This window comes from Gracilimonas sp., assembly GCF_031581265.1.
In the GTDB taxonomy this organism is placed as follows: domain Bacteria; phylum Bacteroidota; class Rhodothermia; order Balneolales; family Balneolaceae; genus Gracilimonas.
Genome location: NZ_JAVLBQ010000001.1, coordinates 95,290 through 112,565 on the forward strand (window position 1 = coordinate 95,290; position 17,276 = coordinate 112,565).

The following is a 17,276-nucleotide window of genomic DNA, read 5'->3' on the forward strand; positions in this document are numbered from 1 at the left end:
ATACTTTCATTTAAAGCCAGAACACCTTACCATAAATTGCTTTTAAATTAAATTTCTATATAATTGAAGATTGTAATAATTGGTGCCGGTGAGATCGGGTTTGATCTTGCCAACGTATTATCTACTGAAAAGCATGATGTCATTGTAATGGATCATGACAAAGAGTGTCTGTCAAGGGTTTCCTCTTCCCTGGATGTACTTCCTATCGAAGGAAATGCTACTTCGGTAAAAGACTTGGTTAAAGCTCAGGTCGGTGATTGTGATATCCTCATTTCCGTTACCAGTATTGATGAAGTAAACATGATATCGGGGATGATCGGGAAAAGATTGGGAGCCAAAATGGTCATTGCCCGTATTCGCAGTGACGATTTTACAGATAAAGATTCTCCTATTACCCCCACCGATTTAGGCATCGACGTAATGATTCACCCTGAGTTATCCGCTGCTCAGGAGATTTCACAACTTCTTAAAAGATCTTCTGCCAGTGATGTTATTAACCTGGCCGATGGAAGGATGCAGCTTATTGGCATTCGGTTAGAGAAAAATTCTCCCCTCATAGGAAAATCCCTAATTCAATATTCTGAAGACTACCCTGATTTAACGTTTCGGGTGGTAGCAATTGTCCGGCGTGGGAGAACCATTATCCCCGACGGATCCATCAAACTTCAAAATTATGATCAGATTTTTGTACTCGCCACAACCGAGGACATCAATAGCATCGTCAAGACTACAGGGAAAAAAGAAACCGAATTAAATTCCATTATGATTGCCGGCGGCTCCGATATGGGTGCCATGTTAGCCCGTATTCTCTGTGCTGATAAAACCAAAGAATGGTCCATAAAATTAATAGAACCCGATTACGAGAAAGCTGAAAATTTAGCTATAGAAATGAAAGATGTCATGGTTCTGCATGGTAATCCGACTGATCCGGATCTTCTTGCAACAGAAGGAATCAGCGATATGGATGCCTTTATAGCTGTCACCGATGATGAGGAATCAAATATTATATCCTGCCTGATGGGAAAACATCTTGAAGTGAAAAAGACCGTGGCATTAGTATCTAAGCCTGACTTCATCCCATTGGCTCAAACTATTGGGCTGGATGCGGTTGTCAATAAAAAAATTGCCGCATCTAATGAAATTCATCGGTACGTACACCAGGGACGCGTGTTGTCCGTAACTGAACTAAGAGGGATTAAAGCAGAAGTTATTGAACTTGAGGCTACTCCAAATTCCAAAGTCACTAAAAAACCGGTTAAAAAATTATCCCTTCCTTCCGGCAGTTTGATCGGTGGTATTGTAAGTGATGACAAAGTTGAAATTGCCACCGGTAATACGCAAATAAACGGCGGTGATCGTGTGATTGTATTTTGTGTACCTAGTGACATTGATAAAGTAACTAAGCTCTTTCAATAATGGCACTGATATCCGGAAAAACATCCATACGGGCACATATAAATTTTACCGTTGTATTAGGAATACTTGGGGCTTTTATATTCTTTTTAGGCTTCGCCCTACTCATGCCTGCTTTGATCGACCTTGTTTATAATGAAGGCACCTGGCAGGCGTTCCTCATTTCGGCAGCTATTGCTTTCGGTTCCGGAGGATTATTGTGGTATCTGTTCAGGCCTAAAGAAGAGTTAAGAATAAGGGAAGGGTTTTTGATTGTAAGTTTAACCTGGCTGACCCTTTCTATTGTTGGTGCCTTGCCGTTTGTAATATCAGGTATTCTTCCCTCCTTCACCGATGCCGTTTTCGAAACCATGAGCGCCCTCACCACCACCGGTTCTACTATTTTAGGGGGCGAAACCAGCAGCGGATTTCAAAATCCCCAAATCGAAGAAATCCCAAAAAGTTTTCTTTTCTGGCGCTCTCTGGCACATTGGCTGGGCGGTATGGGCATTATCGTTTTATCATTGGCCATCTTACCATTATTGGGAATTGGGGGAATGCAGCTGTTTCAGGCGGAATCTCCGGGACCTACTACCGACAAGCTTACTCCTCGCATTCAGGAAACCGCCAAACTGTTGTGGGGCGTATATGTAGCCTTTACAACAGCTGAATTCATTTTGCTTTGGGTTCATCCTTCCATGGATTGGTTCGAAGCAATCAACCACGCTTTTTCGACCATGGCCACCGGTGGGTTTTCGACGAAGAATGCCAGTATCGAAGCCTTTAACTCCGTCTACATCGATTGGGTGATCATTGTATTCATGTTTATTGCAGGAATTAACTTTGCGATGCATTTCCGTTTACTGCGGGGCGATTTTAAATCCTTTTTCGACAATCGGGAAATTCGATTCTATGGCCTCGTTATTATGGTCAGCATTCTTGTCATCTCATCCACTTTGTGGATCATGGATAAATATGAGCTTTTTGAAGCCATTCGCTATGGGTCCTTCCAGGTGTTAGCTATCGTAACTACCACCGGGTTTGGAACCGATAATTACGAAGTCTGGAACACTGCGGGTGCATTTTTCTTATTCCTTCTCTTCTTCACGGGAGGTTGTGCAGGCTCAACGGGTGGCGGTATCAAGATGATGCGCTGGGTGATTCTTATTCGAAATACCGGTCGTGAGATCAAACAGATCATTCACCCCAAAGCCATCCTTCCGGTACGAATTGGCGATCAGGCTATTACCCAAAATATTCAGCGTACCGTGCTGAGCTTTTTCGTGCTCTACATTTTCATGTTCGGACTGGGAGCTTTCATCATCAGTTTGTTTGGATATGATTTTATGTCTTCGGTGGGAGCTAGTATTGCATCGATTGGTAATATTGGTCCGGGTTGGGGAGATTTTGGTCCCACCGACACCTTCGCTCACCTGCCCTTTCTGGGGAAATGGGTACTCATTATGCTCATGATGATTGGCCGACTCGAAATCTTCACCGTGATGATCATTTTCTCACCGGCTTTCTGGAAACAGTAGAAATTCTTCTCGTCAAGGTCTCTCCTAAATCAGTTGATAACTTTATTTTTGCACATTTGAACATCAAATTATAGAACTGTTATAACCTGAGTTCGATTATAAACATCAAGAAGTCGCCTTCCCTGTAGTTGTTAAATAATTTGAGGACAAAAACAACGAAGAGCACTAGCGCAGGCGTCGCGCCTGAGCGGTGGTTGAATTGGCAAACAAGTTGGTCCAACCGAGACGCTTGAACTAGATCGAGACTCATTTCCTACTCCTGGTGACAACTTGGGGGGGGATAATGTATTTTTAAATTGTCATCCCTGTAAATGTCAGATAATTTGGATACAAAATAGTTTTTTTTCGAGTTATACGGTAAAGTCCTCCTTTGAGGGAGGTGCTGGACTGAGCGAATGCGAAGTCTGGCGGAGGGTGTTGGTGCCAAGGGCAACATTACCTTTACAGTCTCATTTTCCCTAATAGCTCTAAATCTGAGTTGTATTAGGCTGAACTATCTTTGGCGCCAACACCCCTCAAAATCAGTCAGGAACAACTGACTGATTTATCTCCCCTCAAGGGGAGACTTCATTTTTTACCAACATTTGTTAACGAATTATCTAACATCTACAATGCCGAGTGAATGCCGGGCCGTGGAGGGAATGCCTGTCGAACACGAGGGATTTCAATGACTAATACTACCTGCCAAGTCAGCGGTAGAAATTCTTCTCAATGGAGTCTCTCTTAAATCACCTGACAACTTTATCATTGCACATTTGAGATTTAAATTATAACATTCCTTTAAACAATACTGTTATGGAAACAAAAATCAGAAAAATTGGAAATAGCCTTGGAGTTACCCTCCCAAAGCAACTTATTGATGAACTCCATCTCAAACAGGGAGATAAAATCACAATCACTAAAAGTGGTTCAAATATTGAATTAGAACCTGTAGATCCAGAATTCGAAGAATGGGCTGAAGCTTACCGTGAATCCAATAAGGATTATAAAGAGGTCTTTAAAGAACTCGCGAAATGATAAAATTTCTGGATAAGAAAACCATCTTACTATTTCATGAAGATCAAATAAAAACGTATGGTGGAAAACTTGGTGTTAGGGATCATGATCTATTAGAATCAGCTTTAGCACAACCTCAAGCTAGCTTTGGAGGAGAGTATGTCCACGACTCAATTTATAAAATGGCTGCCGCCTATGGTTTTCACATTTGCAGTAACCATCCCTTTTTTGACGGTAATAAAAGAACTGCCTTGGTAGCAATTTATACTTTTCTTTTTGTGAATGGGTATCGGTTAAAAGCTGACAAGAAAAAATTATATGCAGTAATCATGGATTTAGCGAATGGCAAACTTAGCAAAGATGAACTTTCTAAATTTCTTGATAGAAACACAAAGAAAATGTGACCGATTAAATTTTTTCATTCTTAATCCGCGTGGTTGAATTAGCAAACAAGTTGGTCCAAGAGAGACGCTTGAACAAGATCGAGACTCATTTCCTGCTCCGGGGGACAACTTGGGTAGATAATGTATTTTTAAATTGTCACTCCTTGTATGGTGGTTTTGTCTTCAAACGTATTCGCTTTGCACACTTCATCCCATCCATCGCCGCTGATACGATACCGCCTGCATATCCGGCTCCTTCGCCACAGGGGTATAATCCCTTGATTTGTACATGCTCTAAAGTCTCCGGGTCTCTTGGAATTTTAACCGGACTGGAAGTTCGGGTTTCCGGGGCATGGACGACAGCGTCATTTGTTAAATACCCCCTCATGCTTTTGTTGAATTCTATGAATCCCCTTTTGAGGCTTTTATGAATGAAATCCGGCAACACTGATCCCAATTCAACCGAAGTAATACCCGGGGCATACGAAGTATTGGGCAAATCGGCTGATACTTTACCTTCCACAAAATCTTTGAGTCGCTGAGCGGGCGCGGTTTGGGTTTTCCCTCCTTCTGCCCAGGCTTTTTGTTCAATGGATTTTTGAAACTCCATAGCGGCCAGCGAACCGTATTTTTCGAAAGGTTTGAAATCTTCGGGTTTGAGTTCTACCACGATGCCTGAATTGGCTGTTCCTCTCGCTCGTCTTGAGGATGACCACCCATTCGTCACAATCTCTCCGGGTGAAGTGGCACAAGGGGCAATCACGCCTCCGGGACACATACAAAATGAATACACTCCACGATCTCCGGCTTGCTTGGCGATGGTGTAGGCGGCCGGTGGCAGGTAGTCGCCACGGGTTTCACAGTTGTATTGTATAGAGTCGATGAGTGCCTGGGGATGTTCTACCCTTACCCCAACGGCCAGCGGCTTAAGTTCTATCTCAATGCCTTTGCGGTGAAGCAATTCAAAGATATCACGTGCAGAATGACCGGTGGCTAAAATAACGCTTGAAGCTTTAAAGGTGGTGCTATCTTGTGCAACAACGCCTTTGATAGAAGATGAATCGGTTATAAGATCTGTGACCCGGGTATTGAAATGAATTTCACCGCCGTGCTGCAGAATACATTCACGCATGTTGGCGATAATTTTGGGCAGCTTATTGGTCCCTATATGCGGATGGGCTTCCACCAGTATGTTTTTAACCGCTCCGAAACCAACCAACAGCTCCAACACTTTTTGCACATCCCCTCTTTTCTTGGAACGGGTGTATAATTTTCCATCGGAATAGGTTCCTGCTCCGCCTTCCCCAAAACAATAGTTGGAGTCTTCGTTGACTTCATGCTTTACATTGATCCCCTTCAAATCCTGAATACGATCTTTGGCATTCTTCCCACGTTCAATAATCACGGGCTTTAGTCCTTGCTCAAGGAGCTCCAGGGCTGCAAATAACCCGGCCGGACCCGCACCAATTATAATCACTTCTTCCGCATTGCTTACGTTTGGGTAATACGGCAGGGTGATTTCCTCCGGCTCATAATCTTCCCCGATATAGAGTCTGACTTTGAGATTGTAATAGGCCTGTCGCGCCCGGGCATCAATGGATCGTCTTAACACCTCGACATGACGTAGGTCATCTTCAGCCAGCCCTTCTTTCTGAATGAGGTATTGATGAAGTTTTTGAGCCTCTCCTGCCACTTCCGGTAATACGCGTATCTGTAGTTCTTTCTGCATATCCCAAAAATACGGAATTGGTCGGTTTTAACTAAAGGGAAATGGGGGTGCTGTTTTGAAGTGTGGTGTGGGTATGACGAACTGGCGCACGGACAAACGTAAATTTAATTTTCAGTTTACTATATGATGCAAAGAAAACAAAACGAGCAAGAGAGGGCGAGGTTCTTCCGCGTTAATGCGCGGGTGATACTGAGTTTTCTTATTCTCTTGAAAATTGTGCTATGACGTCATAACCAAAATTGCGGAAACTAAGTGTCAGCTGAATATTTGTGACTTTGTCGACTTTTATTTCAATCACTTTTTCCTCCCAAGGAAACTTTTGGTAAATAATAATTAGACGTTCATCTTCCTGGAAAACCCATTTGCTTGTACGTTCATTTCCACTAACTAGGCTTTTCATTTTGTTATCCTCCAAGAAGTGGAATTCTTGAGTAACTCCGAAACCATCACCAGTAGGGCCATTTTGTACTTCATATGAAGAAAGTTCCCAAGGATCTCCAATCAGCATTCTTTCGGTTTGAGAAAGCTCACTATTGGAAGAAAAAATATCACAACCAGTAATTGTTACTAAGACAGATAAAAGTACGTAATATGAAAAGCTTAATTTCCTCATGACATCATTGTTTTGTGAGTATAACATAATATTATGCAAACGAGGGCATTGTTAGTGCGAACGAAAAAAAACCGCTTTCAGCCGATTTCTATCCCCTTCCTATTCGCATAATGTGATTTTAGGGATGTTATCCACATCGTCGTTCGCCTAACATCTACTTGGGAATGTGCAGAATTCTTTTGAAGAAAAATCAATTATTTAGGTGCAACAAATGTAGCCGGTGAGTTCACGATGATTTGCGATAGACCGTTTGACCGAATGACCGACTTGTGATTTAGGTTTTTAAAACTGGAAGCTGGAGCTTCCGAGATGGCATTACAAAGCCGGAGCTTTGTAACGAGGGGGTGGTGTACTGAAAACACCGGGAAAGAATCTATCAACGGAACCAAGGATGGTAAGCAATCAAGTCCTAAATGTTTGAGAGCTCAACCATCTTGTGTTTTCTTGATTTTTTGGTTCGTTTTTTATCAAGAAAAAATGAACAAGGAAGTCGGCTAAAGGCAATGAAATTAGCCCTTAAACATCTGTTTTAAAATGAAGAATAGCTATTCATTTGGTATCAATCCCCTTTCTTGAATGAGCAGAATCGATGCTTCAGCCATATCCCTGTAACTGTGACCTATACCTTCTGCATATTTAAGTTGCCAGCTCAAGGGAAGTCCCCTTTCTGAGGCAACTCTCTGGGCAAAGTCGAAAAAATGCTTACCCCTTTGTGGCCGTGACTCCCCTTGCTTCATTGCCTCAGGGCGCGTGCGAAAACCACCTTGGTCCGGCGTATCTTCCGTCCCAAGAAAAATTACAAGTGGGCGTTGAAGCGAGCGGTTGAGTCGGTCTTGCGAATTGGGAGCACCCGAAAGTCCGTATGGATAGTTCTGTTCACTATCGGGCAGCGTGTACCATCCGGAATTGGCGGCAATAGCCAAATCGAAGCGGGCATCAGGATTAAAAAGAACCATTCGATGGACGAACTGACCGCCGGCTGAATGTCCGAAGAGGACATAACGATCCATCACCCGGGAATCAGAGCGACGAAACGTGTCAAAGAGTTGTTCCACAGAACTGAAATACCAATCTTTCTCAGGGAGGTTCCATGAAAACCACGATACAACATTACCTGTAGCATATCGATATTCAAAGCCACCTGTAGATAGTGATCCTACAAATCCAATTATTTGCTCATCAGAAAATTCAGGAGCTACCACAAGAAACCGGTTCTCATCGGCAAAAGGTATCCACGAATCCAAATAATCTTCCCCATTGCGTCCCATGCCGTGGAGTACCATAACCAATCGCAGGGAATCACCAACGGTGGAAGGCCGATAGTACCAAACGCGATTTATCCCTGATAATTCAGATCCACTCGTTTCGAACATATTCTTACCACCGGAAACTTCGATTGTATCCGTATGAGTTGGTTCATCCGTATCACAGCTGCCCCAAAGAAGTATCCCCACAATAATTATCGACCAAAAATTTATGGCACCTACTTGAATATCTGGTTTCATCCGGAGGTCTTATTCAGAAGATTAATTTAAGAATTGAAATGAGCTCTAATAAAAGTCTAGTAGCGATCCAAAGCAAATTAACAACGCAGCTTTTGATAAACTACTTTGGACCGGCGATCCGAACAGATATTCCGAAAGAGCCTTTCGGAACAAGCAAAACCAGGGTAATGACCGATTTGTGAATTAGATTTCCAGAATTGGAAGCAGGAGCTTCCGAGATGGCGTGACAAAGCCGGAACTTTGTAACGAGGGCATGATAGTGTACCGAAAACACCGGGAAAGCATCTATCAACGGAACCAAGGATGGTAAGCAATCAAGTTCTAAATGCTTGGGACCTCAAATATCTTGTGTTTTCTTGATTTTTTGGTTCGTTTTGTATGTGTCCGACTACCGGAGGATCAAGAAAAAATGAACAAAGAAGCCGGCTAAATGCAAGTGGATAAAACAAGGACAACATTTATTAAACGCAAGGCAGTACACAGTTATATGATCAGATCTAATTCACGATGATTTGTGACAGATCGATAGACCGAATGACCGATTTGTGATTTAGGTTTTTAAAACTGGAAGATGGAGCTTCCGGGAGGGCGTTACAAAGCCGGAGCTTTGTAACGAGGAGGGAGAAGGCGGCTAAAGGCAAATAGAATATTATGCGCCAAGATATTTAAGAAGCTCGTAAACCAAAAAAGCAGGCCAAACCAAAGACTTTAAAAATCCTATTACGCCTCCCACAAATCCGGTAGCATTACCTATGTAGTACACCAATGCTCCGATAAAGCCCAGTCCATAGATACCGCCCGAAACACCTTGATTCGATTTATTATTCTTCTTGTCTTCCATGATTGTAAACACTCCAATTTATTTTATTTATAAGCTGACTAACATACTACAGTACGAACGAGGAAATTTTCTGGGCGGAAAAATTCTTGCTGCTTTTACTCGATCTTTTCCCTTCCTATTTCGCATAATATCTGCTCAGGAATGTGCAGAATTCTACTGAGAAAGGAAAATCAATTCCGTTCCGTTAGTGCAGTACATGCTATCAGTGAGTTCATGATGAGTTACGACAGATCGACGAACCGTATAGCCCATTGGCCACTGCAACTTCTTCGGCCTTAGAAAAAATAGCGTTAAGAAGATGACGTAATGAAGCGTTAAAAATGAAATCATACCGCATGGTACTCAGATTTCCTGCAAGCCCAACTATGGAGCATTGATTTCATTTAGCGGAGTGAAGTCAGCTTTAGCTATTTTTTCGCCCGCCTTGATTTTTTGGTTCGTTTTGTATCAAGAAAAAATGAACAAAGAAGCCGGCCACAAACAAGATGAGATACACTAAAAGAGAGTATGTACTAAATTCAAGTACAGAAATACTCAATCTCATTCACGATAAACTGCCAAGAACAAGAAGTTAACTGGAAGCTGGAGCTTCCCTGAATGCATTACAAAGCCGGAGCTTTGTAACGAGGAGGGAACGAGCGGGACAATCGGTCTATCGATATTTCCAAAAAACCCTAAAAACGAATCCAGTCTTTGTCTTCCAACCACTGAATGAGGGCGGGTAATAAAGTAACGGAAGTCAGTAAAGTCATCCCTATCCCAATTACCGCCATAACGCCAATGGATTGTAGACCGGGATGCGTGGTAAATAAAAGTCCGGCAAAACCCAGCATGGTCGTAAAAGACCCCATGGTAACGTGCTGCCCGGTGCTCGATAACACCTGCCACATACTGTTTTTCCCTTCTTCCCTATACCGATGTGCCAGGTGAACCCCACTGTCTTCCCCAATTCCCAAAATTGCCGGAAGCACCACCAGGTTGTAGATATTGAACTGCAATCCAAAAATCATCATGATGCCAAACAAGAAAAGTAATCCCACCAGCAGCGGCAACATCGCAATCAGCGACCACCGAAATGAGCGAAAGGAAAACAGCATAAAGAAATAGATGAAGATAAAAGTAGCTGCTACCATATAGGGACTTTCAGTTCGCATCAAATCTAGCATAGAGGCCGCTACTATAGAGGTACTTGCTGCATAAAACTCTGATCCGTCGTCTAATGTCACCACACCCACATCATCCTTAAAAGCGATAGATTGTCGTCCATCGGATAAACCCACCGAGGGATAAACAATCACGAAACGCCCTACGTCCCCGTCTTTGGTTATAAACCGTGATTTGAGGTAATCAGGAATTTGTTCTAATGAAACGCGCTCTGTTGTTTTGGAAGCTTGTCGCAGTTTGTCTAATTCTTCATCCTCACGATCTACCAAAAAAGGATCTTGCAGCAGCTCTCGGACCTGTGCTATTTTATCGAGTTTTTGCTCTACTTCTTGTTCAGAGGTTGGAAATCGCTCTTGCAGGGTTTCTACACTTTCAATGGTTGGAGAAGTGGTATCGGTGCGTGCTCGTTCTTTGAGTATTGCCGCTATTTCTTCTACTTGCTCATTGTTTTCAGCTACAATGTAGGCCGGATTCCTTTTGCTTGAATCGTCTACATTTTTCGAAAATTCTTTAAACTCCTCATACTCTGGGAAGGTGGGTTCCAGTTCGCTGAAATTATACTGAAAGCTTAAATTCCCGCTAAATCCCACTACAAATGCCGATATTACTACTCCTACTATAACTATAGCGCGTGAAAACGGATATCGATGGGGGCCGTTTTGATCCTCTTTCTTTTTGGCGCTTATCAAAATCCAGTTCAGCCGTTCGTCTAAAATCACCAATAATGCAGGTAAAATGTAAAGCATCCCAAAAAGTGCCAACAGGATTCCTGTTCCGGATATAAAACCAAATTCTGAGAATCCTCTGAAATCGGCAAACATCAAAATATATAAAGCTGTTGCAGTGGTGAAAGCCGAAACCAAAATAGCCTCTCCCGTTTTCTCATTGGTCTCAAAAATGGCCTCTCTCACCGTCATACCTGATGATCGTAACTCTATATATCGTGCATAGAAATGGATTCCGTAATCAATCCCCAAGCCAAACAAGATCACAAAAAGGACGGAGGTCATGGTGTTCAACATCCCCAAATAAAAATAAGTGATACCGAAAGTCCACACTAAACTTATAAGCAGTGGTATCCCAATAATGAGAACAGGAACCGGCATCCTGATTAAGTGTGACCACACCGAGTATTTACCCTCTCCCCTTGTTCCCTTGCGGTAGTGAAGATATTTCTTGATAAAAAAGTAGAACATAACAAGGAAAATGACACTACTTATACCTGTAGCGAAACTCCCCATTACGTCATCCATAATAGAAGTCAATTCTTCGAGGTGCCTCTTCAACCGACCTCCATAACGAACCTCCATTTCGGGGTGATAGCTTGCCGGATTCAAAGAGGCCAGTAGCTCATCATATTCCTGGAACATATCTTCCAGGTATTGAATATTACTTTTAGAACCGGTAGGAAACAGTTTTATAACCATTACCGTACTATCCGGACTGATGGGGTATTCGGAAGGCACTAATGTGTTGTAGCTGTCTTGGAAATTTTCGGTGCGGGTATCTTCTTCTTCCTCCTCTTCATCACCCAGATCGAAATAAAAGGGATTGGCTTCCTCTTTGGCTTGTTCTATTTCATCTTCAAGCCACCCAATGATATCATTTAATTCAGAATTACTGGCTAAATACAGGGCATTATTTTGGGTAAACTCCGTTTCTCGTCTGAACTCAGCTCTTTCGAAAAAGAAATCCTCATTTCGGGGATAGTACAACTCCAGGGATTTCTCAATCAGGTCTTCAGCAAAAGCTTTATTGGCTTCAAAACTTGGAGATTTAATGGCAACCTCCATTGCCGTTTCACCCCCTACAGTTGCATTCAGGGTATCTAAGGCAACTACATTGGGATGATCTTCCGGCAGGAGATTAGCTATATCGGTATCTACTTTTAACTGGAGTGCATAATATCCACCAACAAAAGCAAGCAAGATGCAAGTCAAAATTACCCACCACGGATGTGAATAATTGAATTCGAGGATGGGTTTAAAAGTCTTAAGAAGTTTTTTCATTAATAAATGAAATTCTGGTATTTAATTCGTTTATAAACTGATTATTTAAAAGCCCTAAAGAACGCATATAATTCCAAATTCAATTTATTCGTCCTAAAGTAAATCGTTCAAAAATAAGCTATTTTAGATTTATATAACATCTGCTGTGGAACTTTAATTTTATATTAATACTTCTATCCGATACAGATATTATCTTTTAATTTTATCACTTAGCTTACAACAAACTTCTTTCTTATTTGTTATTCAGTATGTAAAAACCAGCCGATAATTTACCTAATTATTCATCGATCATTTATCAAATCAAGTAATAATATTTTAATGAACTTCAAGCTGACGGGATTTCTTTCCCTACTACTTCTTCCTTTAATTGTCTCGGCACAAAACAGAACTTCTACTCCAGAGGGTACTTTCCGGGATGCTACAAGTCAGGATTTTGCGGCTGAAAATATATCCTCAAAATATTTTAATGAGTTGTGGACATACCACATACAATTGGAGAATGGCATGCAGGTTATATATGCTTTCTCAATTAACGATTTTGGTTCGTTTAAGGGAAGGGTAACAGGGGCAAAATTAATCATTCAATGGAAGGATGGGAAAACATACGTAGTTAACAAAGAATATAGTCCAGCAGATTTTATTAATGAACCGGACAGTAATTACATACGTTTAAATCCCGATAAACCCTATTGGGCAAAAGGCCGTTTTGAGAATGAACACCGGCTTTCATTTGATGGCAATAAAGACGGCATTGAATATGAGCTTAACCTTAGCTTGTACGATATCGCCACCGGAAAGGTATTAGGTGATGGCGTGTATAATTTTGGCTCTAATGAACTTGGCCTATACCTGCTAATTCCCCATGCCAAAGTGAAAGGATCGGTTTCAATAAACGGCGAAAAGGTGGAAGCTATCGGTACCGCATATATGGATCGTATGTATCAGAATAATTTATCCACTGAAATCATGGATCGCAGTTATCGCATTAAATACGGTGATGATGAAAATGGATTATTCCTTCATTTTATAACTATCAATGCGGCCGGCTCTAAAACTCCAATTGGGTACGGAGTGCGATATCAAAATGGCATGGCTACCATGTTAACCCCCTCTGAAATCGAGCAGGTTAAATCCACTGTAAAACTTGATGAAGAGATTGTGATTAACCCCTATCAAATGGATGCCTTCAACGTAAAAGTGAATAAACACTACAACACCTATTCCATGTTAGATGAATTAGGACGATTCAAGAAATTCTTAGCAAAACAGGTGATTGGAGGCGAGCTTATTGAAATGAACGGAACCATAAATATTGATAACACTAAACCCGGTTATTTCTACTATATGGTTACAGACTGAAAGAAGCTAAATTCAATCAGCTTTCTTCAGCTTCAAGTAATTTTTCTGCATGTGCCAACATTTCCGGAGTATCTACATCCTGCCAAAAAGCATCACCGATATTAAGTGTGTGCATCCTGCCCCGGTCGGCTAATGTTTGAATTCCGTCGGATAGTGAAGCATCTCCCTTTTTCTCATACACTATTTTAATAGCCTCCATCAGCTTTTGTGTGCAAATGAAAACACCGGTATCAATGCAGTTATACTCAGTAATCTGCTTACCTATTTTTTTAATTTTATTGTCTTTTGAAAGCACTTTAGTGGCATCATCCATATCAAAAATTTCATCAACTTTATGGTCCACCAAGAGAGTAGCTCCATCCACTGGAGGCTTGTGAGACTTTGCCAAAAGCATCATTTCATCAGACAAAATGTGGTCTGCCATAGTTAATACAAACTCTCCTTCTACTTGCGGGGAAGCAGCTAAAACCGAAATCCCGTTACTGAGATCATATTGTTCGTTCTTAGCAAATGTGATCGGAGTCTCACCGGTGTATGACGCCAGGATATCTTCTTTTATTTCTTCATATCCGTAACCCAATACAATTACCACTTTCTCACATCCGGCTATGCTTAAACTTCGAATCGTTCGGTATATCAGGGGAATTCCGTGTACGGTTGTTAGCGGTTTGAGATCGGTTTCATCATCAACTCCGGCTAAACGAGATCCAAATCCGGCTGCTAAAATTACACCTGTTCGTCCATCAATTTGGTTTGGCATTGCTTACTTGTAGCTATCGTAATTTTCGGAAAGATGCGTTACCGGCTTCTCCCCTCCCATCACACGAAGGGTATTTTTTAGGCGGAAGTGCTGAATAAAGATATCATGTTCTTGCACGTGTCCGTCTTCCACCTGTGGACTCTTGAAGTAAAAACTCAGCCATTCCTGAATACCGCCTTTACCTTTGCGCTTGGCAAGATCAAGGAAAAGTGCGAGATCAAGAACAATAGGAGCTGCGAGGATAGAATCGCGACATAAGAAATCTACCTTAATTTGCATGGGGTACCCCATCCATCCAAAAATGTCAATATTATCCCAACCCTCTTTTTCATCACCTCTGGGTGGATAATAGTTTATGCGTACCTTGTGGTAAAGGTCTTTGTAAAGGTCTTGATAGGTATCAGGCTGCAAAATGGTATCCAATACCCCTGATTTTGTCTTTTCTTTAGACTTAAAGCTCTCAGGATCATCCAAAACCTCACCGTCACGATTTCCGAGAATATTGGTTGAGAACCAGCCTCGAATTCCTAACATCCGTGTTTTAAAGCCGGGAGCTAAAATTGTTTTCATCAAGGTTTGACCGGTTTTAAAATCTTTACCGGCAATGGGCACTCCCTTTTCTTCAGCAAGCTGAATAAGGGCCGGGAAATCGGCAGAAAGGTTTGGAGCGCCATTTGCATAGGGAACTCCCTCCATGATGGCTGCATAAGCATATAGCTGAGACGGGGCAATAGACTCATCATTATTTTCCATTCCCTTCTCAAAAGCCTCAACCGACATATGGCACTCTGATGAAGACTGATATACTTCCGTAGAACCACACCATACCATAACGGCTCGGCTTGCACCTGTTTCCTCAATTTTATTTCGAATATCTTCTCGAAGTTGCTCAGCTAAGTCTTTTTTATTCTTGAAGTCTTTTACATTCGGACCATCAAGCTTCTTAACATACTTCTGCTCAAAAGCAGCAGACATAGGTTTAATTTCTTTTAAGAAGTCTGCAATAGGATCAATATCCTGAGGTTTAAGTACCTGTGCGTGCTCACAAGCTTCATACACGTTGTCAGATTTTACATCCCAGCCGCCAAAAACAATATTATCTAAACTTGCCAGAGGTAAAAAATCTTTAATCAATGGATTTTTGTTCTCAGAACGAGCCCCTAACCGTATGGTCTGCATTTGAGTTAAAGACCCGATAGGTTTCGATAAACCCTTCCTCACAGATTCAACTCCGGCTATGAATGTGGTAGCAACGGCCCCCATGCCGGGTGTGAGTACTAAAAGTTTACCATCATCTGTGGCATTTTTGTTTTTTGTAGACATTCGAAATATTTTATTGATGAAATTTTGTGCAGCGCAAAGATAAATAACTTGGCTAAGTTATGTTAGCTTTTAATTGGTAATTCTTTAACAATTTGGTAAACCGGACAAGGTTTATTTCAATTCCTTGGAGTTCGCCCTATATTTGACTCGCTTTAATTTTCCCGAACCCAAAAACCGATGAGAACCCATAAAGTATGAGTGAGTCTTCTTTTGCCAAGCGAGTGGCTGCATCGGTTTTATATAGTGGTGCCGGTTCTGTAACCGCTCGAATATTAAACGCAGTTGCCCTCTTTTATACGCTCAAAGTTATCTCTGAAGAGCAATTTGGTATTGCTGCGCTTGCCTTAGCTTTTTTCAGTACTACAAAAGCGATAACGGAACTTGGACTGGGAACCGCCATCGTTCAGGAAAAGCGAATTGGTCGCACTCAAATTGATTCTCTGTTTTGGACCAGCTTTCTGCTTTCCGTTGTTGTGTATGGTCTCCTTTTTTTAGCGGCCCCGTTTATAGCTTCCTTTTATGATACGCCGGTGCTCTCCCCTATGATCAGGGTGTATATGCTGGCCATAATCGCCTTCAGCTTCTATATGATTTCCAGTAAACTGATGATGCGTGATCTTGAGTTCAAGAAACTGGCCATTAGTGATAATGTAGCATTGGCCGCCTCAGCTGGTTTGATGATTTATCTGGCTTATACCGGTTGGGGCGCCTGGGCTATTATATTGGCAGAACTGGCCAATAAAGTTGGACAAATGGCTTTTAGCTTAATGTTTAAGCCTTATTTCCCGCGATTTCGTTTTAACTACGAACAAGTTAAACACCTTTTAGAATTTGGGCTTTATACTACCGGATCAAATTTTTTCCAGAAATTTTATATGAATGCAGACTACCTGATAATTGGTAAATTCTTTTCTATGGAATTGGTGGGAATCTATTCTTTTGCCTACCGACTCGTATTTGATACGGTAAAGGAATTATCAAATGTGATCAATCGCGTAGCCTATCCTGCTTTTGCAAAGCTTCAGTATGAAATCCCAAGATTAAGAAACTACTTTTTTACCATGTCGCGGGCTAGTATGCTGTTGGTTGGAACCGTTATGGTTATCATCGGAACCTACATTGATTGGTTTCTTCCCTTGGTCGGATTCGAGAAGTATATGGACTCCGTTCCTTATATGAGAATTTTTGTTGCTGTTGGAATCATCCAGTGCCTGGTTACTTTGCTCCCCAAATTGATTAATGCGAAAGGTGAAGCTAAGTTCATCTTTTACTTTACTTCTTCTAATGCCATTTTACTACCGGCAGGTTTCCTCATTGCTTCCCAATTTAGTATGATGACTGTAGCGTTGGTTTGGCTGACTGTCTATCCGTTAGTCTCGTTGGTATTAATCTATTTTGGAGCCAAGCTCACCGAAACCCCGGTGTGGGAATTTGGACTGAAAAGTATAGCTGCTTTTACAACTCTCATTCCGCTCGCAGGCTTCGCCTATGCTGTGAGATATGGAATTACCTTAGTTTTCCCCGAAACCTCTATACTGGCCGTTATATTGGCTTCTATATTCGTTTTTAGTGTAACAGCCACAGTAATTTGGTTTCGCGAGAAGGATGCTATTAGTGCTATTCGAAGTTAGGTGTTTTTAGGTTGCCTGATAATTTTTTGCATG

General features: G+C 41.7%; 13 protein-coding genes. 6 read left to right on the plus strand and 7 right to left on the minus strand.

Annotated features, from left to right (window positions below):
* Positions 1-63 precede the first annotated feature (63 nt).
* The 4 genes from trkA to RI561_RS00360 all read left to right on the plus strand — a co-directional run bounded on the left by trkA (position 64) and on the right by RI561_RS00360 (position 4,330).
* A complete protein-coding gene (gene trkA / locus RI561_RS00345) occupies positions 64-1,416 on the plus strand; it encodes a Trk system potassium transporter TrkA (protein WP_395078218.1) in 1,353 nt (450 codons plus the stop codon).
* Positions 1,416-2,930 (plus strand): TrkH family potassium uptake protein, encoded by a 1,515-nt coding sequence (locus RI561_RS00350; RefSeq protein WP_395078219.1) that lies wholly within the window; start codon positions 1,416-1,418, stop codon positions 2,928-2,930. Before trkA ends, RI561_RS00350 begins: the two co-directional genes overlap by 1 nt.
* Positions 2,931-3,725: 795 nt before the next feature.
* Positions 3,726-3,947 (plus strand): AbrB/MazE/SpoVT family DNA-binding domain-containing protein, encoded by a 222-nt coding sequence (locus RI561_RS00355; protein WP_395078220.1) that lies wholly within the window; start codon positions 3,726-3,728, stop codon positions 3,945-3,947.
* Positions 3,944-4,330 carry a type II toxin-antitoxin system death-on-curing family toxin gene (locus RI561_RS00360; protein WP_395078221.1) on the plus strand — a complete coding sequence of 129 codons (387 nt, stop codon included), beginning with the start codon at positions 3,944-3,946 and terminating at the stop codon, positions 4,328-4,330. The genes RI561_RS00355 and RI561_RS00360 overlap by 4 nt, the downstream gene beginning before the upstream one ends.
* A gap of 136 nt (positions 4,331-4,466) precedes the next feature.
* On the opposite strand, the gene RI561_RS00365 is transcribed toward RI561_RS00360, so the two are convergent.
* From RI561_RS00365 to RI561_RS00385, 5 genes are all read right to left on the minus strand, one after another.
* Positions 4,467-6,038, minus strand: coding sequence for an NAD(P)/FAD-dependent oxidoreductase (locus tag RI561_RS00365; protein ID WP_395078222.1), 1,572 nt, complete (start codon positions 6,036-6,038; stop codon positions 4,467-4,469).
* A 199-nt stretch (positions 6,039-6,237) separates the two neighbouring features.
* Positions 6,238-6,651, minus strand: coding sequence for a hypothetical protein (locus RI561_RS00370; RefSeq protein ID WP_395078223.1), 414 nt, complete (start codon positions 6,649-6,651; stop codon positions 6,238-6,240).
* A gap of 545 nt (positions 6,652-7,196) precedes the next feature.
* Positions 7,197-8,156, minus strand: a complete 960-nt coding sequence (locus RI561_RS00375; RefSeq protein ID WP_395078224.1) for a hypothetical protein — start codon at positions 8,154-8,156, stop codon at positions 7,197-7,199.
* A gap of 649 nt (positions 8,157-8,805) precedes the next feature.
* Positions 8,806-8,997, minus strand: coding sequence for a hypothetical protein (locus RI561_RS00380; protein ID WP_395078225.1), 192 nt, complete (start codon positions 8,995-8,997; stop codon positions 8,806-8,808).
* A gap of 674 nt (positions 8,998-9,671) precedes the next feature.
* Positions 9,672-12,170: an RND family transporter gene (locus RI561_RS00385; protein ID WP_395078226.1), complete on the minus strand. Its 2,499-nt coding sequence runs from the start codon at positions 12,168-12,170 to the stop codon at positions 9,672-9,674.
* Between the two features lie 318 nt (positions 12,171-12,488).
* Here RI561_RS00385 and RI561_RS00390 point away from each other — a divergent pair, with 318 nt between their 5' ends.
* On the plus strand, positions 12,489-13,529 hold the full coding sequence (locus tag RI561_RS00390) for a hypothetical protein (protein ID WP_395078227.1): 1,041 nt from the start codon (positions 12,489-12,491) through the stop codon (positions 13,527-13,529).
* A gap of 16 nt (positions 13,530-13,545) precedes the next feature.
* On the opposite strand, the gene RI561_RS00395 is transcribed toward RI561_RS00390, so the two are convergent.
* Positions 13,546-14,289: an NTP transferase domain-containing protein gene (locus RI561_RS00395; protein WP_395078228.1), complete on the minus strand. Its 744-nt coding sequence runs from the start codon at positions 14,287-14,289 to the stop codon at positions 13,546-13,548.
* A 3-nt stretch (positions 14,290-14,292) separates the two neighbouring features.
* Complete coding sequence (locus RI561_RS00400; protein ID WP_395078229.1) at positions 14,293-15,612, minus strand: inositol-3-phosphate synthase; 1,320 nt, start codon at positions 15,610-15,612, stop codon at positions 14,293-14,295.
* A gap of 194 nt (positions 15,613-15,806) precedes the next feature.
* Here RI561_RS00400 and RI561_RS00405 point away from each other — a divergent pair, with 194 nt between their 5' ends.
* Complete coding sequence (locus RI561_RS00405; protein ID WP_395078230.1) at positions 15,807-17,243, plus strand: lipopolysaccharide biosynthesis protein; 1,437 nt, start codon at positions 15,807-15,809, stop codon at positions 17,241-17,243.
* Positions 17,244-17,276 lie beyond the last annotated feature (33 nt).